Below are 19,173 nucleotides of genomic sequence, written 5' to 3' on the forward strand. Positions count from 1 at the left end.
ATTGAACGGTTCAACATCAAAGAAGCGATCGCTTGAATGCCTGATTCTTCCTCACGGTTTCCTCATATTGATCCTGACGCTCAAGCACCTTCCTTGAGGCGGCTGCGCCAGCTGAGTCGCGTTATGGATAAAGCCATCACTATTCCCGGTACAGAAATGAGTGTAGGTTTAGATCCACTGTTGGGGCTGCTACCTGTGGGTGGTGATGTTATAGGATTGGTATTTTCGAGCTACATCATCTTAGAAGCCGCACGATTAGGTGCTACTAAAGCTACTTTAGGCAGAATGATCTTGAATATTATCATTGATAGCTTGGTAGGTAGTTTACCTGTAGCTGGAGACTTGTTTGATTTTGCTTGGAAATCCAACGAATATAATCTCAAACTGTTAGAAGAACATTTAAAAGTTCCTCGCAGTACACACAAAGCAGACACTTGGTTTGTCTTAGTAGTTTTATTTGGCTTATTATTACTAGGCATTGTTTTAATTACAATACCAGTGCTATTAATTAGCACTCTGTGGCGAGTAATAACTGGTGGTTAGATATTAAATTAGTAAAAGAATGAAAGATTGGTGGCAAGCAACTTTTCCTCAAGGTCGGCAAAGTTTAATTATTACTGATGCTCAAGGGTATCCTGTACAAATTGCTTATGGAGAAAAAGGTACAGGTAAGCCCTTAATTTTAATGCACGGTATGGGTAGCTGGAGCTATAACTGGCGTTATAGTGTTGAACCACTATCAAAATATTTTCGAGTCATTTGTTTTGATGCTAAAGGCTTTGGATTTTCCGAAAAACCTTGCCTGCGTCGAGAATATGATGGGCATCAGGTTATTGAATTAGAGCGCATTGTTCAAGAATTATGTGATGAACCTGCTGTGCTTGTGGCAGAGTCTTTAGGTGGGTTAGTTGCTTTAGCCCTAGCGCAAGAAAAGCCAGAATTAGTAGCACGGTTAGTAGTAGTTAATGTACCTATTTTTGCCAACAGCTTACCCCATTGGGTAATGTCAATTTTGGCTCAAACGCCAATAGAAGTTTTGCAAACAATAGATTCATTACGGTTAGCTTATTTATTCTCGCCCCTAGTTAGAGAAATTATGGCGATCGAACGACGTAGAGTGCTATTTGATCCATCGATTTTATCCCAAGAAGATGTGTATTGGATAACTTATCCTTTTACAGAAATTCCCGGTACTTTGGTAAAAGTTGCCGAAGATTTACAACTAGCTGCGAGAGAAATTGAAAACCTGCAAAGCAGTAAACCAAATATGCTGAGTAGAATTCAAAACAAGCTATCTAATATTGAATGTCCCACACTAATTTTATGGGGTGATAAAGATAGTTGGTTTCCTGCTAGTCATGGGGAAAAACTACATCGATGTATTGCCAATTCCCAGTTGCAAATTCTGTCTGATTGCTATCATGATGCTTCTACAGGTTCGGCAAAAGTTATTAATGGGGCAATTGTAGAATTTTTACAGGAAACAAATTTTGTTTAAGCCAGAAGATGACAAAGCTTTTTGCGTAAGTCCGATTTAGGATTTTTCATCAACAAATTCCAAATCTAAAATTTAAAATCTCAAATTATTCTGCCTCCTGCAATAAGTTATTATTCATGCCGTGACATTTAAACACTCGCAGCTCAACAACCAATGGTAAACTCCACCCTCGTGGCCACACTCTATGTCAACCCTGTAACAGGCAAAGATACAAATGATGGTTCGCGGTTGAGTCCGTTTAAAACCCTCACCCGTGCGTTAAGAACCACAACACCAATAATTATTCAGTTGGCACCTGGCAATTATAGCGCCGCCAATGGTGAACAGTTTCCCTTGGTGTTGACTGCGGGAGTAACAGTTATTGGTAATGAAGTGAATAAAGGTGCAGGAATTATCATTTCTGGGGGTGGGGAATATCAAAGCCCAAGTTTTAGTGTGCAGAATATTACGTTGTTGCTGCTGGGTGATGCCAGTCTGATGGGTGTGAGTGTGACTAATCCTATCCCGAAAGGCACTGGGGTGTGGATAGAATCATCAATTCCCTACATGGCTAACAATACGTTACTTAACTGTGGACGGGAAGGAATATTTACTACAGGTAATGCCAAACCAGCCATTTTAGATAATGTGTTTGTCCAAAATGCTGCCAGTGGATTGTTTATGGCGCGTAATAGTAAAGGGGAAGTGTTACGCAACACTTTTCAAAAAAATCCTTTGGGGATAGCCATTACTGACTCAGCCGCCCCATTAATTGCCAATAATAAATTATCAGAGAATCGTACCGCGATCGCCCTGTCTCGTGATGCTCGTCCGGTATTACGGCAAAATTTAATTATCAAAAATGCCCAAGGTGGTTTACTAGTCAATGCTAATGCTGTGCCAGATTTAGGTAGCAGCCAAGATGCAGGCAGTAATATCTTTAAAGATAATGGCGAATTTGATTTACAAAATGCTGCCGCCCAACCCATCATTTCCGCAGGTAATCAATTAAATCTTACTTTAGTCAAAGGACAGGTAAATTTCATCGCCGCCACAGAAGATACTCCGAGAATAGTTACCGGGAGTAGTAGTTTTCCTGATTTAGTGGGACATTGGGCGGCTTTGTTTGTGCAAGCGTTAGTCAGTCGCGGCGCAATTAGTGGCTTTCCTGATGGCACTTTTGCCCCAAATGCACCAATTACCCGCGCCCAATATGCGGCTGTGCTGGCGAAAACCTTTCAATTACCCAGCAACAGCAAATCTAGCCAATTTCCCGATGTGAAACCTGATTTTTGGGCAGCAGCGGCTATTTCTAGTGCAGCATCAGCCGGGTTTATTAGCGGTTTTCCTGATGGGACATTTCGCCCAGGCAACAATCTCACCAGGGTACAGGCAATTGTATCTATTGTGAATGGTTTAAAATTCGGCGGTGGCACTCCGAATGTGTTGAGTGTATACCGCGATCGCGCCCAAATTCCCAGTTATGCTACTAATGCAGTCGCCGTCGCCACGCAAAAACTCATCATCGTCAATTATCCCCAATCTGATTTATTAGAACCACTGCGGGAGATTACACGCGGTGAGATTGCCGCCTTACTATATCAGGCATTAGTCGCCAACAGCAAAGAAAAAGCGATCGCTTCACCTTATATTGTCAGTCCCGATGCCGAAGTTCCCACCTTTGCCGACTTAAACCGACACTGGGCGGAACCATTTATTCGCGCCTTAGCCAGCCTGAATTTAACCCACGGTTTTGCTGATGGTAGTTACCAGCCAGATAAACCCATGACTCGCGCCCAATATGCAGCTTTAGTGGCGGCGGCTTTTAACCCCGCGCCCAAACGCCCAGCCATTGAATTTATTGATGTCCCCCAAAATTTTTGGGCATACAAAGCTTTACAAATTGCGGCAAGTGGGGGCTTTGTGAGTGGATTTAGCGATCGCACCTTCCGCCCCGATCAAAATGTGCAAAGATTACAAGTGATTGTTTCTCTAGTCAATGGACTCGGTTTACCCGCTGCCCAAAGTAATATATTACTTCCTTACACTGACAGTAATACTATTCCTGACTATGCCCAAAAAGCGGTGGCAACTGCTACACAACAAAGAATTGTTGTCAACTATCCCCAGCCTAGTTTACTCGCCCCTACGCGAGAAGCCACAAGGGCGGAAGTCGCAGCAATGGTTTATCAAGCCTTAGTAGCTATTAACCGCACACCAAATCTTAATTCCCCCTATATTGTTTCGACAGCCAAGAGTTGACCAAGTAAAATGAAAAACACTGCTTATCCACTCGGAAACTCTTGTTTACCAACCCTATAGCTAAAAACACGCTAGGCTATAGGCGATGGGTCGAAAATTTATACCTGTTGCCGCAAGCCAATAGTCCCATGTTTACCAAAACGCCAGAAACTTCTGCCGAATTGGCAGCTGCTCTACTTACTCATTACAGCTTCGATCTCACTGGCTATACTGCCATTGAGTTAGTTAACCGTTGGCAAAATCAATATCCTCTGGATTGGCTGCACCTAGCAGTCATTGAAGCGCTTTATCAAGGTCGCTATAAAGCCATTTCTGTACAGCAAATTATGGCATTTTGGCAACGCCGACAGCAGCCCATATATCATTTCAATATGGAATTTGAACGCCTGATTTGTAGCAAATTCCCAGAAATATTAACGGCTCTGTCTACACCAGCCTTACCACCTGCTCAAGAAGATATTAGCTCAGAAAATGTAGCGAATGTTGCCAATTTGGCAACAACACATTCATCGTCTGTCGCTGATGATAAATATCAGCAGAGCTACAAACGAACAGAGACATTATCGAGCCGAGTAGATAGTCAACGAGTCAAAAACATTTTGGCATCTTCAACATTGAGTCTTCCAGCTACCGAGGTTAAATCCAGGCTGAATTCACAACCAATGCTTCCCAGTCATCTTCCATCATCAAACCCTGATAAACAGCCAAAGTTACTGGCATCTACAGTCAATCATCCTCCAATTGGGCGCTTTACTCCCGAAACAAGCGATCGCTCCGAGTCATTCACCTCCAAACTCAAAGCTATTTCTCACGAAAAGCCCCAACAGGTTTCGCCCCATAAACAACTTGAACAAAGTTGGTAAATTTCACAGAGATTTTACATTTGTGTCTCTGCTGTGCTTGTGAACCTGCATAGATAAAATTGTGGGTATAAGTTTTTTGTGCGATTTTGAATATTCAACAGGCGATCGCATCTGTAACCATAAATAAAATTTTATTTATTTTTAAATTAAACTTATACTAATTTTTACTAAAAAATTAAGTAATCAGTTTAATTTGTCTATAGCAAAATCAGTTTTTCAATTATTTAAATTTTTGCATATTGCTGAATTGAGATATAAATCCGTATAGAAACGTTGCCTCATAACGTCTATACAAAGATTTTATTCATCAGTAAAATCATTTTTATCAATAAATTCAGTAGCGCCAAATAATTTTTAATCTGACATTTATTTGATTGCAGATATGTAATCAAATGAATGAATTTTTGCTGTCAAAACATTTATTCCCAAAAAACAGACATTTTTCTTATGGTTCAAGTCAGTTTTAATATTTGGGGTAACGGTGCGATTAACCGTTCAGGGCGGATTAATGCCGATGCACCGACATACACGATTATTCATGGCTATCAAAGCACTGCTGGGAACGCTGGTAATAACTATACACCCGCAGATTGGGTAGTAAACATTGCTCAAACCATTCGACAGCGCGAGTCGAATGCAAACATCATTTTGGTAGATTGGGAAGCAGGCGCTAGTTCTTTATATTATCCAACGGCTGCGGCCAACACGCGGGATGTCGGTAATCAATTAGCTACTTACTTAAGAAATAGTGGCGTAGATGCAACTGATATCAACCTTATCGGGCATAGTTTAGGAGCGCACGTAGGGGGGTTTGCTGGCTCTGCTTATCGTGCTTCTACAGGGCGTTCTATTGGGCAAATAGTCGGGCTAGATCCAGCCGGGCCAGAATTTGAAGGCGCAGCCACAGGCGATCGTCTAGATCCCACAGATGCGACTCGCGTGACGGCCATACATACCAGTGAAACTCTTGGCTATGATGCACGATTAGCTACCTTAGACCTCTATATCAACTGGAATGATCTTTTCCAACCAGGACAAATTAGTTTTGTGGGTAATCATAGCTACGCCCACACTTTGTATACACAGTTACTTCAAGGCAATAGCTTTACTCAGTCTAACGGCACTCTCTTAAACTTAAATACAGTCCTGAATGGTGGGTTTCTAGGTGAGAACTATAACAGCACAAGAAATAATAAAGTAATTGTTGCGCTCAATCTTCTAGGTACTACGGGTAATGATGTTCTATCGGGTGGTGCCGCTAATGATACCATCCGAGGCAATGCCGGCAATGACCGGATCACAGGTGGTGATGGCAATGATTCTTTGTATGGGGATAGTGGGAGCGATCGCCTCAACGGTGGACGAGGTAACGATTCTGTCTTTGCTGGGACTGGGAGCGATCGCTTGTTTGGTGATGATGGTAACGACATACTCACAGGCGCAGATGCAGTATCTGGTAGAGGTTTAGGTGAAATTGACCGATTGACTGGGAGTCTTGGGAGCGATCGCTTTGTCGTCGGTACTACCACAGGTGTCTTCTACAGCGATGGTAATACTAGCACTTCCGGCCTAGGCGACTATGCCCTAATTACTGATTTCAATGCTTTAGAAGACACTATCCAATTATCTGGCGTTAGATCTAGCTATAGCTTGGGATCTGTACCAACTGGTTTACCTACAGGTACAGCCCTATTCCTGAATGAAAGTAGTCTGGAACTAGTGGCTATTATTCAAGGCTCCACCAACCTCAGCCTGAGCGCCAGCTATTTTGTCACTGTCTAAATCTCAAAAACTATCATCTCATAACAGTGGGATGATAGTTTTTAACTGGGTTTTATAAGGTTATCTTAGCTGTCTCTTAACATTAATCACTTAAAACTCCTGAGTAACGACTAGCAATTAAGCAGTCAGTGAATTGCATTCAAAATTCAGGAGAACACAGTGACTTTATCAAGACGGAAATTTTTCACCCTAGCCGGAACTGGAACAGCTGGTGCAGTTCTCTTATCACCATTACAAGCTTTTTATGCCAAGCGCACTTTAGCAGCCGGGCCTTACGGTGCGTTACAAACCGATCCTCTAGGTGTCTTAGATTTACCAGCGGGATTCTCTTACAGGAGATTATCAGAAACGGGACAAACAATGACCGACGGCTACAGAGTTCCCGGTGGTCATGATGGTATGGCGGCTTTCCCTGGAGCTAATGGTAATACAATTCTGATTCGGAACCACGAACTCTCTCCCACTTCTAGCAATCCTTTGAATGCTCCTACGGGTAGCAAGTACAACTCAAATGCGCGAGGTGGTTGTACTAAATTAGTAGTTAACTCTTCTCGCAACCTGGTAGAACATCGGGGAGTCTTAGCGGGAACAATTCGCAATTGTGCTGGTGGCCCTACGCCTTCAGGTTCTTGGTTAAGTTGCGAGGAAACCTTTGAAACCAATAACGGCAAAAAGCATGGTTACGTGTTTGAAGTTCCCAGTAGCGCCAATACTTTTGTTACTCCAGTTCCCCTAACTGCTATGGGGCGTTTTAATCATGAGGCTGCCGCTGTAGACCCAAATACAGGGTATATCTACATGACAGAAGACCAGCCAAATGGACTGTTCTACCGCTTCGTTCCCAATAACAGCAACAATCTGAGTTCTGGTGGTACGCTATACGCCTTAAGGATTATCGGGTCATCTGGAATTAACACAGCTACGGGTTTCCCAAAAAATATGCCTAGGGCAGTGGACTGGGTACAGATTACTAATCCTGATCCCACGTCAGATACCGTTAGAACAGCAGGGTATAACAGCGGTGCTGCGAGGTTTTCCGGTGGGGAAGGCATATTTTATGGCAGTGGTTATGTCTACTTCACTTGTAAAAGTGGGGGTAGTTCTGGAGATGGGCAAATCTGGCGTTATTCACCCGCTAACAATACCGTTGAGCTATATATTGAACCCAACAATTCTGGTGTGCTAGACAATCCAGACAATATTGTCGTTTTTCCCAATCGAGACATCTTTCTTTGTGAAGATGGTGATGGTACTGATTTCATCGTGGGTATCACGCCAACCGGTTCACTCTATAAATTTGCTCGTAATCGCTTGAATAGCAATGAATTTGCTGGAGTTTGTTTCTCACCTGATGGACAAACCATGTTTGCAAATATACAAACCCCAGGAATTACTCTGGCGATTTGGGGCCCCTGGTAAAATTAGCTCTTAACTCTGTAATTTATATGCCTTTGTAAGTTAAATATAATTTATTTAACTTACAAAGGCACGTAGAAAATATCAACACAATTCGCACAAACCCTTTAAGTTCTAGAAAAATAATTCCTGCCAGTTTGTGGCTGCATTCTTAGAATCCTTTTTAGATGATCTTTGTTCGGTTTATCAGGTTTTGCTTGACTACAAAAATTATTGTGAGCTACAGTTTGCTGGTAATTGGTAAGAAGATTGGCGATCGCTCCATAATGCTGTAATCTTTAACTCAGCTTCGCAACATTTCTTAACTATTCTGCGTCTTCATCTGATGGGTAAAATCCAAAATCCAAAATTGTTTGACAGTTTTTTGTATTCATAAAATGAGTATCTGAAAATAATGAGAAATATCAGCCAGTACTTTAGTGCTATTTCTTTAGTTGTGCTACTACAAAGTTTTCCTGTAAGTGTTCAGGCACAATCAACAGAAACTCCTTCTCAAACAAGCTCAGATCCCATTCAAAAGGTAATTAAAGCCCAATGGATGACTAATTCTGCTGATGGCAATTTTTATCCTGAAAAATTGCTGAGTCGGGCAGAATTAGCCTCAATTATGGTGAAAGTTTTTCGACTAGACAAACGACAAGCTGTTAGTCAAGAAAACATTGTGATTGCCGATGTACCAGCCTCGAATCGGGCATTTAACGATATTCAGATAGTCTTAAAAACAGACATTATGAAAGGCTATCGGGGAAATTTATTTTTTCCCAACCAAAGAGTAACCAGGGCGGAAGCTTTAGCGATATTTGCTCAAGCTTACGGCGTATTTCAATTTGATGATAGTACAGTCAATGACATTCTCTCCTCTCATCCTGATGCTACATCAATTCCCACCTGGGCAAGAAAAGCGATCGCCACAGTCGTCTCCGAAGGATTGATCAACACAGATAGTCAAGGCAATATTTCTCCATTACAACCTATGACACGCGGAGATATGGCTTACGTATTGAGTAAATATTTGCAACGCCAACGACAACTACCGGATACACCAGAAGTTCCAAGTGTGCCTGATAATACAGTTTCCCCTTAGTAGCCGAGGTAACTTACCCATATTGGTAGAATTTACACAATTCAACGAAAAATCAAGGGTTTTGCCAATGGTGCCGGGGCATATTGGTATGCAAAACTCTTACACCCTATACCCTTACACCCAATGTCAACAGATATCTGTGTAAGTAAGTTCTGAGAGAGTTTGATTACGTAAGTTCTAATTCTTAATGGGTTATGTAACGGAATTGCAACTCCTCATAATCGTGGGGACAACCCGACCGTGGGAAAATCAGAATACCAGAAGTAGAAATTAGAGAGGAAAACCCTATAATATGCATCTGAGTGAAATCACCCATCCTAATCAGTTGCACGGTTTATCTATCCGGCAACTGCAACAGATTGCGCGCCAAATCCGCGATAAACACCTCCAAACAGTAGCCGCAACAGGGGGTCATCTAGGGCCAGGTTTGGGTGTTGTAGAGTTAACTCTAGGGCTTTACCAAACATTAGATTTAGATCGGGATAAAGTTATTTGGGATGTAGGACACCAAGCTTATCCCCACAAACTGATTACAGGACGTTACAGTAACTTCCATACCCTCAGACAAAAAGACGGAATTGCTGGTTATCTCAAGCGCGGCGAAAGCAAGTTTGACCACTTTGGGGCTGGACATGCTTCTACAAGTATCTCTGCCGCCTTGGGTATGGCATTAGCCAGAGATGCCAAAGGCGAAAAATTTAAAGCTGTGGCTGTCATTGGTGATGGTGCTTTAACAGGTGGTATGGCCTTGGAAGCCATCAACCATGCTGGACACATGCCCAAAACTAACCTGTTGGTGGTGCTGAATGATAACGAGATGTCTATCTCGCCGAATGTGGGTGCGATTCCTCGCTATCTGAATAAAATGCGCCTTAGCCCACCAGTACAATTCATCAAAGACAACTTTGAGGAACAATTCAAGCAAATTCCTTTCGTTGGTGAATCTTTATCTCCCGAATTGGGACGCATTAAAGAGGGAATGAAGCGCTTGGCGGTTCCCAAAGTCGGGGCGGTATTTGAAGAACTGGGCTTTACCTACATGGGGCCAGTTGATGGACACAACTTAGAAGAATTGATTGCGACTTTCCAACAGGCGCATCAAATACAAGGGCCAGTTTTGGTACACGTAGCCACAATCAAAGGTAAAGGCTATGAAATAGCTGAACAAGACCAAGTAGGCTACCACGCCCAAACTCCTTTTAATTTAACAACTGGCAAAGCTATTCCTTCTAACAAACCCAAACCTCCCGCTTATGCCAAAGTTTTTGCCCATACCTTAGTCAAACTTGCTGAACAAAACCCGAAAATCATCGGTATTACGGCAGCAATGGCCACTGGTACAGGTTTAGACAAGCTACAAGCTAAACTACCTAATCAATATATAGATGTTGGCATCGCCGAACAACATGCGGTGACTTTAGCTGCGGCTTTAGCATCGGAAGGGATGCGTCCTGTGGCTGCTATCTACTCAACCTTTCTACAACGGGCTTACGACCAAATTATTCATGATGTTTGTATTCAAAACTTGCCCGTGTTCTTCTGTTTAGACAGGGCAGGAATTGTTGGCGCTGATGGCCCCACCCACCAAGGGATGTATGATATTGCTTATTTGCGCTGTATTCCTAACATCGTGTTAATGGCACCGAAGGATGAAGCAGAATTACAACAGATGATGGTCACTGGGATTAATCATACTAGTAGCCCGATCGCCATGCGCTTCCCCCGTGGTAATGGTCACGGTGTACCCTTGATGGAAGAAGGTTGGGAACCTTTGGAAATTGGTAAGGGTGAAATTCTCCGCAATGGTGATGATGTGTTAATCGTTGGCTACGGCACAATGGTTTATCCCAGTATGCAGGTGGCGGAGATTCTTAGCGAACACGGCATTGAAGCAACAGTGATTAATGCGCGTTTTGTCAAGCCTTTAGATACAGAGTTGATTTTACCGTTGGCTAAGAAAATTGGTCGCGTTGTCACTCTGGAAGAAGGTTGTGTGATGGGTGGCTTTGGTTCGGCTGTGGCTGAAGCTTTACTTGATGCGGATATCGTTGTCCCTGTGAAGCGTATTGGTATCCCAGACACTTTAGTTGAACACGCTACCCCAGAAGAATCTAAGGCAGAATTAGGTTTAACTAGTCGTCAAATTGCTGAAAGAGTTATGGAGGCTTACTTTCAGAAAGAAGTATCGGCTGTGGTTTAAATCTGCTGTGTAAAATTCACAATTCCATATTGTGATGAGGGTGGTAAATTACCACCTTTTTTTGTGTTCGCAATGGAATTAGGGCGATCGCTTAAATTTCCAACAATGCTACAATTCTCGAACACGGACAACACAAAGATTTTTAAGGCTGTTCTCTACTATCAATTGCATCAAATACAGCATAACGAGATTTTCCCTGCTGTTTAGCATGATACATCGCCGCATCCGCATTTTGGAGCAATTTTTCTGGTTGGTCACAACCGCCTTGATTGATCGTAATACCAATACTGGCTGTGGTAGAAATCAGATTGCCGTTGAGGGTCAAGGGTAAGCCTAAAGTATCTTGAATTCGTTTGGCAACGTTAATCGCATCATGAATATCTTTAATATCTTCTAGCAGGACAGCAAATTCATCACCACTAAACCGTCCGACTGTATCACCGCTACGAAGACAAGATTCTAACCTACGAGCGATCGCTACTAGTAAATCATCGCCCATTGCATGGCCAAAGCGATCGTTAATTTCTTGAAAGCTATCTAAATCTAAAAATAAAATCCCAAAACGGTAATCTATCCGGCGTTTACTTCTTTCTACAGCTTGCTTCAATCGATCTAAAAATAAAGCTCGATTTGGTAATGCTGTTAGTCCATCATAAAAGGCATTCTGGAGTAATTGTGATTCTATTAGTTTGCGTTGGGTAACTTCTTGAAGAACTACCACTACACCAGTAATATTGCTATTACTATCACGAACAGGTGCAACATAATCTCCTACTAATATTTCTCTACCATTTTTAGCAACTAACACACAATTATCTGGTAAATGTAAAATTGCTCCTGTTACTATTGTTAGCATCGCTAAATTTTCGATTGTTTCTTCTATATCTTTGTCAATTAATTTGACAATTTCTGCTAAATCTTTTCCATAAGCATCTTTTGACTGCCAACCTGTGAGTGCTTCAGCCATTGAATTCATAAATTGAATGCAACCATGAGTATCTGTGACAACTACAGCATGTTGCATACTGTTAATAATTGCCCCCATTGGTTGCTGTTCTTCTTGCATTTGTTTGTTAATTTTGTGCTGATCAATAGCCATTTCGGCAGTAATATACAGTTCTGTTTCTGCCAAGGATTTTACAATATTTATTCTAGAATCATTTGGTTCTCTCTGATGTAATTTCATATATAACAAATACCTATTTAAATATAGCGTTTCTTGTTGTAGTCAAGTATGATTTACTACAGTCAGTGGCTAAATAAGTTGGAATTTATTAGGATAGAAAACTGCTATATAATACGAGTATGTGAAAAATTTTATAGCTAATATTCCAATATTTCTCTAGTAATCCAGTTCAGATAAGCTTGTTGTTTCTATTCCCTTCCTTTTACAGAAAAACCTTATTTGGCGGAAACATATTAGCTCATCTACAACAGTTTTACCAATAAACCTGATATTAAATAATACTAACTTTAGGTAAATCTCTCGGATGATTTACATCTCACTCTCCAACATCAGCCATATCTAAAACCTTGCATCCTAACTCCTATAAACTTTTTTGGGATTTAAGCACTAGGAAATTATCATCCTCAGCAAATAGGATTTTATGTGATGATATGTCAAAATCACCTATTTGCTAACTTCAGCGATTACTTGAATTGTTAACTCAATCTAAAGGTTAATAATTCTATGATAATCAATATCTAAAATTATTGACGTATATACTCGGCTAAAACGCTGAACAGCTTTTAGATAGTATATTGTTCTTGATAGTATGATTTATATTGAAAAAATAGTGTAAAAATATATAATTTTGTCTGATTGAAAAATCAATTTACGTAAAATTACGAAAAATCCAGATATTTTGAAGTAATAAAAATGTGAATTGTAAATATAAAAAAATCAGCAAAATTCAAAATTTAGATGCAGCGACAAGCCAACTCTTCTTGAATTGTCATCATCAAAGCAGTCAAGTTTATAGGTTTGACAAGATAACGACGAGCGCCTAAACTTATAGCGCGCTCTTGATCTGCTTTAAAAGCAAAGGCTGAAACCACAATAATAGGTATCTTTGGTAAATATGGATGTTGTTGGATTTGTTCTATCAGCCAATAACCATCAACATCTGGTAACTTCAAGTCTAGTAACATTAAATCTGGCTGAAAGTTTTCTATTGTTGAGAATAAAGCTGTGCCATTTGATAGACTTCTGACATTATATCCACAGTAACCTAGATAATCACTCAGCAACATTCTATTTACATCATGATCTTCAATTAGTAAAATTCTTTTTAATTGATACGGATGCACTTGCTGATTTATGTTAAGTAAATGTGCTGTCATTAGGAAATATAATTTAAGACTAATATTCTAAAAAATCCTTATTAAGCTGATAAATGGAATGACAAAAATCTCATGTATTGTTAAATTAAGTATTTTTACTTTATTGAAGATATTTTGCTGTTTCAAATAATAGGTAAATAAAAATTAATTTTTTTCTAACATTTACTAAATAGCATGATTGCGATTTATTGAGTAATCTTCATAAAAACTTAATACTTACTCTATATTTATTTAAATTTGTTAATAAAATTTAACTTTTTTGACGGCCTTATAAATGTAAATATACTTAAAAAAATGACCTATTTAAGTGATATAAGCAACAGTATTTTTACATAAGATAGATTAATTTTTTATAAAAAAAAGGAGCAATATATGCTCCTTGGCTGATTGTTTGAGATGGAAACCAGAGTCTTAACCTGATACTTTCTTTAATTTGCGTTGTGTAGCAACGATTCCAGCTACACCTAACATGCCCAGTACTACTGAGGGTTCTGGTACAGATGTTGGCGCTGGAATTGGCACAGGTATACCTTGGAGACTGACTTCGTAGTTGCCATTATGAGATTTAGTACCATCATTAGAAACTAAACCAGATGCCGTAGCTTCATAACTATAACGGATTTGATCTGGGCCACCGTTATAGGAAACCTTGACCAATTCGCTAACTTGTATTGGTTTTTGTGGATTAGGTGTCAATCCTAACAGGGCTGCTGCATCATAGTGACCTGCTAAACCAATCTTGATTTCGCCAGTGGTGTCATTTTGGTTAACATAAGAAATATTGGGGTCACTGAAGCGTTGAAATCCACCTGCGAGTAGAAACTGGTTAAAGAGTGTTTGGTTAGCAGTCATACCATAAGTAGATAAAGTACTGCTAAACCACTGAGTTGCTAAGTTAGATGGATTATACAGCCCACTAATTGCTGTGTTTAGAGCAGCTAAACGAGCCAATGAATTAGAAATGCCCAAAGCACTGCTGATTGATGTACTGACGCTGCTTGTAGCTCCACCAAACCAATCAGAAGCTGTTAAGCTGCTTAAAGAGATTTGTTTACCATTAATTTCGCCGCTGAGAGTTGTGACTTGAGTGTAATCTAAGAAACTTTTGAGTGCTGTGTAGGTAGTTGCAGCTGAGGTTGGGGATAGAGGAGATTTTTCACTACTAGCAAATAGTTCAACGTTACCAGTAGGGCTGCTGCTGTCACCCGTTAAGATAGTTGCTAAATCAGCATTTGCATCTGCGATTGTGTTTGTATTAGTAGCGCTGTACTTGATGTAATCATTGCCAGTAATGATGGCATTAGTGAGGCTACCAGCTTGTGCTGGGTTAGAGGCGATCGCACTCACGCCAACAGCCATTGAGGCACCAATTACAAGTGTTTGGAAAATTCTTTTCATTTACTGTCTCCACCAGTTTGGGGGTAATTTTATATACTGTCTTTGTTTCTGGAATTGGATTAGCCTGACTACAGGCCTTGGCTTTTTAATAATGCGGCTGGTAAAAAAGATAACCAGCTTTTCAGCCATGTTTAGTAGTTACGCACACCAAACCAGTTTAAGAAACTGGGAGACTTAATTGGGTAAAGCTGTTGTAGATTATGAATAAAAAGATGACTAATATTTTGTTATTTATTTCAGCAATTATACACAATTACTGATTTTACCATTGTCATTAATATTACACGGACTGCAAAAACGACTTTTTTACTGAGCTTGTTTCCGCTTGTATTGTGTACCAAACCAGATGGCGATCGCCATCAAGCCTAATACTGCTGAAGATTCTGGCACTTGGCGTGGACGAGGAGATGGAATCTGGAGGTTTGTCCACCTATTGCTATATGGATGAATGTAGGTTGATAGAGGAGCCGCACTAGTAGCAGTAGGCGGTTGAGGAATTAAGCTTGGTGTGTAGTCATGATTTGTGCTGTCAATGTTCTTTCCATCTTCAGTGGCTTCAGGCTGGAAATTCATATCTTCTGTATTTTCTGCTAATGAAGTATTGCTAAATGCCCAAAGAGGTTGCTGTCCTAAAGCACCAATCACTGCAAAAGACGCAGCACAAACGCGAATTTTTACCACAATACTTGTCATGCACCTGTGTTAATTACTTGTAATTTACTGTCGTCGATAGATTGTAATATCTCGATGACATTTCAGTAATTTCTCTGTAGTTTATCTTAAACAAACCCCGCACAGGTAGGGATTAATAAAACTCTGGCAAGTTTAACATCAAGACTTGATAAATCCACTTAGCTCGACGTACTTAAAGAAACTTAGCAATTCTCTCCACCGCAGTTTGTAACAAAGGTGGTTCATGTACCAAGGCAAAACGGACATATCCCTCTCCAGATTTACCAAAACCAGCGCCAGGAGAAGCAGCTACGCCAGTTTGTTTAACTAACTGGGTACAAAATTCGACAGAATTGTTCTGCCAAGGAGAAGGTAATTTAGCCCAAATATACATAGTAGCTTGAGGGCTAGGAACTTGCCAACCAATGCGATGTAAGGCATTCACGAAAGCATCGCGCCGTTGGCGGAAGGTCGCAACTGTATTTTTGACTCCGGCTTGCGGCCCCGTGAGGGCGGCGATCGCCCCATTTAAAATCCCTCTATATTGATTAAAATCAACTGCGGCTTTGATGTGGCGTAAAGCTTTGATTAACTCAGCATTCCCAATGGCGTAGCCAATGCGGAAGCCGCCCATGTTGTAAGACTTAGAAAGTGTGAAAAATTCAATTGAGACGCTTTTTTCTGGATCAGCTTGCAGAATTGAAGGAACCAAAGACTGAGGAAAACTCTTGCCTATTCCCGCAGTTTCTGCAAATACTAAATCTACATAAGGGAAATCATGAACTAAAACAATATTGTGTTGTTGACAAAAAGCCACAGCTTCTTGGAAAAATGCTAAAGGTGCGATCGCCGCAGTGGGATTATGGGGATAGCTCAACACCATCATCTTCGACTGGGCCACAACAGGGGCGGGAATATCTGCCAATACTGGTAAAAAACCATTTTCTGCTAGTAGAGCCATTGGATAGATTTGGCCACTGGCTAAATAGACTCCGCCTGCATGGGATGGATAACCAGGGTCGAGTAATAAGGCAAAATCACCAGGATTTAATAAAGCTAGAGGTAAGTGCGCCGTACCTTCTTGGGAACCAATTAAAGGTAGTACCTCTGTTTCTGGATCAACCTTGATGCCAAATTTTTGCTCATACCAATCAGCCGCAGCTTGACGAAATGCTTGTGTGCCGTTAAATAACAAATAACCGTGAGTAGTCTGGTCATCGAGAGATTGGGCGATCGCTTCCAGAACGTGCGCCTCCGTGGGCAAATCAGAAGACCCCAATGACAAATCAATTAACTGTTGCCCGACACCCAGAGCCGCAGCTTTGGCTCTGTCCATCTCCGCAAACACGTTAAATTGTAGAGGTTGTAAACGCTGTGCAAATTGCATATTAGTCAAGGGTCGATGGTCAAGGGCCAATAGTCAACAGTCCATAGTATTGACTATTGACTATTGATTAATTTTGATTTAAATGCGTATCTAGCAGACTCAGTAATTTGTCTTTACTAATAACTCCCTCAGTTGCTTCTAATAATTTTTCCCCTTGAATTAGCCTTAAGGCTGGTACACCTTCGACCCCGTACTGTTTGACAGAAATTGGATTGGGGTCAACTTCCATTTTGACAATTTTCAGGCGATCGCTAAATTTGTTGGCAGCTAGATTAATCAGTGGTGACATCAACTGACATGGGCCACACCAAGAAGCCCAAAAGTAAACTAATACAGGCTGCTCAGATTTCAACACTTCGGTTTCAAACTCAGCATCAGTGATGGTGATTACACCCTTACTCATGGCAGTCTCCATTAGTTGACATCAATTAATTGGCACAAAAAATACTTTATCCCAAAGTTGTCAATAGTCCAAAGTCCATAGTTTATGGTTAACTATAAGAATTCTCAACTATTGACTTTTGACCACCGACGCAAAATCCCACAACCAATAGGTGTGGGACTAGCTCAAATCAGTGTCTAACAAAATTTTACATTTGATCCAGTTGCTTGCGTAAAGATTCCAATTCAGCATCAACTACTTCATTCGATTTGGGAGGGGTTGTTTGGGAAGGAGTAGTTTGCTCTGGTGGTAATAAGTTCTGATTGGCTGGAGTTGCGGGTGGTAGTAGTGATGCTTTTAAAGCAGCCAATTCATCATCCACATCACTTCCAGCTTCTAGCTGAGCAAATTGGCTTTCTAAATCTGAGCCAGCTAACTCTGCGGCTGATTGGGCGCGGGCTTCCTGCATTAAGACTTTTTCTTCCATCCGCTCGAAAGCTGCCATTGCACTGCTGCTATTCATTCCGCGCACCATACCTTCAAGTTGCTCTTGGGCTTTGGCGGTAGTAATCCGCGCCTTGAGCATTTCTTTTTTGGTCTTGGCTTCAGAAATTTTACTTTCTAGCTGGATTAAATTGCGTTTTAGCGTTTCGACTTGAGTACTTTGCTGATCTAAGCTAGTTTTGAGTGCTGTGCCGGTTTCTGTGAACGTCTTTTTACGTTCTAGGGCTTGGCGGGCGAGATTTTCATCACCTTTTTGCAGTGCCAGTTGAGCGTTACGCTGCCATTTGTTGATTTCATTTTGGGCATCATTGTACTGTTTTTCAGTGCGTTTTTGGGCGGCGATCGCTTGAGCTACACCCTGACGCAACTGCACCAAGTCTTCCTGCATTTCCAGGATGGCTTGCTCTAGCATTTTTTCTGGATCTTCAGCTTTATTTACCAAGTCGTTGATATTTGCACCGACTACTCGCTTAATCCGATCAAATAATCCCATAATTTTGTTTTTCCTTTTGCAGTTTCGGTACTTGGATGAACAGTTAAGGTTTTTACTATTTAATAGTTTCTTATTTAAATGTAATCTTTCCGGCTTGGTTCGGTACCTCCTGATACCTCTTAATTGTTAAGATATACCCTGACTATAGCGATTGACTAGTTTTTATGGCTCTGGATCTGGAGACAATTGCTGTGGTGGTGTACTTTCTGATTCATGTAGTGCCTGTTGTTTCATGGTTGCCAATTCGGCATCAATGCTTTTAGCAGATTCTAGAGAAGTAAATTGTTTTTGCAAATCATCACCATCTAATTGACCTATAGCTGCTGATTTCGCTTCAATCTGAAAAACCTTCTCTTCCATACGTTCAAAAGCATTGAGACTACTAGTAGCCGAAGCTCCACTGAGCATTTCCTGAAGTCGATAGGATGCTTCCGCCGAACGGGCGCGGGCAATATACATATCTTTTTTAGTTTTGGCTTCCGAAATTTTGGCTTCTAGCGATCGCATATCTTTCTTCAGTCGCTCGACAATTTCGGTTTGTTGACCGATTTGATTGGAGAGGGAAGTGGCAGTTTCTTGATAAGCGCGACGCTTGGTTAGGGCTTCTCTAGCTAGAGGTTCATTGCCCTTTTTTATGGCAATTTGGGCATTACGATACCATGTTTCTGCTGTGGATTGGGCGGCTATTGCTTGGCGTTCAGTGCGTTTTTGGGTAGCGATGGCTTGTGCTAACCCCTGTCGCAAGCGCACTAAATTTTCTTGCATTTCGGCGACGGCTTGTTCCAAAATTTTTTCTGGATCTTCTGCACTGCCTATCAGACTATTGAGGTTAGCGCGAATTACCCGCAGGATACGCTTGATTAATTCCATGTCGGCTCTCCATTCACTCTCTTGAAAAATTGCTTTTCTT

16 protein-coding genes are annotated in these 19,173 nt (G+C 41.1%); 8 read left to right on the top strand and 8 right to left on the bottom strand.

Features of this window, described 5'->3' with window-relative positions; translation table 11 throughout:
• The first annotated feature begins 36 nt into the window (after positions 1-36).
• The 8 genes from NOS7107_RS23960 (at position 37) to dxs (ending at position 11,084) form a co-directional block, all read left to right on the top strand.
• Positions 37-543 carry a DUF4112 domain-containing protein gene (locus NOS7107_RS23960; RefSeq protein WP_015115520.1) on the top strand — a complete coding sequence of 169 codons (507 nt, stop codon included), beginning with the start codon at positions 37-39 and terminating at the stop codon, positions 541-543.
• A 19-nt stretch (positions 544-562) separates the two neighbouring features.
• On the top strand, positions 563-1,498 hold the full coding sequence (locus tag NOS7107_RS23965) for an alpha/beta fold hydrolase (RefSeq protein ID WP_015115521.1): 936 nt from the start codon (positions 563-565) through the stop codon (positions 1,496-1,498).
• A 153-nt stretch (positions 1,499-1,651) separates the two neighbouring features.
• Complete coding sequence (locus NOS7107_RS23970; RefSeq protein WP_015115522.1) at positions 1,652-3,739, top strand: S-layer homology domain-containing protein; 2,088 nt, start codon at positions 1,652-1,654, stop codon at positions 3,737-3,739.
• A 128-nt stretch (positions 3,740-3,867) separates the two neighbouring features.
• On the top strand, positions 3,868-4,602 hold the full coding sequence (locus tag NOS7107_RS23975) for a hypothetical protein (RefSeq protein ID WP_044500288.1): 735 nt from the start codon (positions 3,868-3,870) through the stop codon (positions 4,600-4,602).
• A 447-nt stretch (positions 4,603-5,049) separates the two neighbouring features.
• Entirely contained in the window at positions 5,050-6,384 is a 1,335-nt protein-coding gene (locus tag NOS7107_RS27440; RefSeq protein ID WP_015115524.1) for a lipase, read from the top strand.
• Positions 6,385-6,543: 159 nt separating this feature from the next.
• Positions 6,544-7,803, top strand: coding sequence for an alkaline phosphatase PhoX (locus NOS7107_RS23985; protein WP_015115525.1), 1,260 nt, complete (start codon positions 6,544-6,546; stop codon positions 7,801-7,803).
• Between the two features lie 391 nt (positions 7,804-8,194).
• A complete protein-coding gene (locus NOS7107_RS23990; RefSeq protein ID WP_015115526.1) occupies positions 8,195-8,884 on the top strand; it encodes an S-layer homology domain-containing protein in 690 nt (229 codons plus the stop codon).
• A 292-nt stretch (positions 8,885-9,176) separates the two neighbouring features.
• On the top strand, positions 9,177-11,084 hold the full coding sequence (gene dxs, locus NOS7107_RS23995; protein WP_015115527.1) for a 1-deoxy-D-xylulose-5-phosphate synthase: 1,908 nt from the start codon (positions 9,177-9,179) through the stop codon (positions 11,082-11,084).
• A gap of 142 nt (positions 11,085-11,226) precedes the next feature.
• On the opposite strand, the gene NOS7107_RS24000 is transcribed toward dxs, so the two are convergent.
• From NOS7107_RS24000 to NOS7107_RS24035, 8 genes are all read right to left on the bottom strand, one after another.
• Positions 11,227-12,270, bottom strand: coding sequence for a diguanylate cyclase (locus NOS7107_RS24000; protein ID WP_015115528.1), 1,044 nt, complete (start codon positions 12,268-12,270; stop codon positions 11,227-11,229).
• A gap of 734 nt (positions 12,271-13,004) precedes the next feature.
• The gene (locus NOS7107_RS24005; RefSeq protein ID WP_015115529.1) at positions 13,005-13,427 is read right to left on the bottom strand and encodes a response regulator; all 423 of its coding nucleotides are present in this window, start codon (positions 13,425-13,427) and stop codon (positions 13,005-13,007) included.
• A 411-nt stretch (positions 13,428-13,838) separates the two neighbouring features.
• Entirely contained in the window at positions 13,839-14,825 is a 987-nt protein-coding gene (locus tag NOS7107_RS24010) for an NF038130 family PEP-CTERM protein (protein ID WP_015115530.1), read from the bottom strand.
• A gap of 306 nt (positions 14,826-15,131) precedes the next feature.
• Positions 15,132-15,518, bottom strand: a complete 387-nt coding sequence (locus tag NOS7107_RS24015) for a PEP-CTERM domain protein (RefSeq protein ID WP_015115531.1) — start codon at positions 15,516-15,518, stop codon at positions 15,132-15,134.
• 172 nt (positions 15,519-15,690) lie between these two features.
• A complete protein-coding gene (locus NOS7107_RS24020; RefSeq protein ID WP_044500290.1) occupies positions 15,691-16,884 on the bottom strand; it encodes an LL-diaminopimelate aminotransferase in 1,194 nt (397 codons plus the stop codon).
• A 67-nt stretch (positions 16,885-16,951) separates the two neighbouring features.
• Complete coding sequence (locus tag NOS7107_RS24025) at positions 16,952-17,287, bottom strand: co-chaperone YbbN (protein ID WP_015115533.1); 336 nt, start codon at positions 17,285-17,287, stop codon at positions 16,952-16,954.
• Between the two features lie 187 nt (positions 17,288-17,474).
• On the bottom strand, positions 17,475-18,263 hold the full coding sequence (locus NOS7107_RS24030; protein WP_015115534.1) for a PspA/IM30 family protein: 789 nt from the start codon (positions 18,261-18,263) through the stop codon (positions 17,475-17,477).
• Positions 18,264-18,425: 162 nt separating this feature from the next.
• Positions 18,426-19,133 (bottom strand): PspA/IM30 family protein, encoded by a 708-nt coding sequence (locus NOS7107_RS24035; protein WP_015115535.1) that lies wholly within the window; start codon positions 19,131-19,133, stop codon positions 18,426-18,428.
• Positions 19,134-19,173 lie beyond the last annotated feature (40 nt).

The organism is Nostoc sp. PCC 7107 (genome assembly GCF_000316625.1).
GTDB lineage: Bacteria > Cyanobacteriota > Cyanobacteriia > Cyanobacteriales > Nostocaceae > Nostoc_B.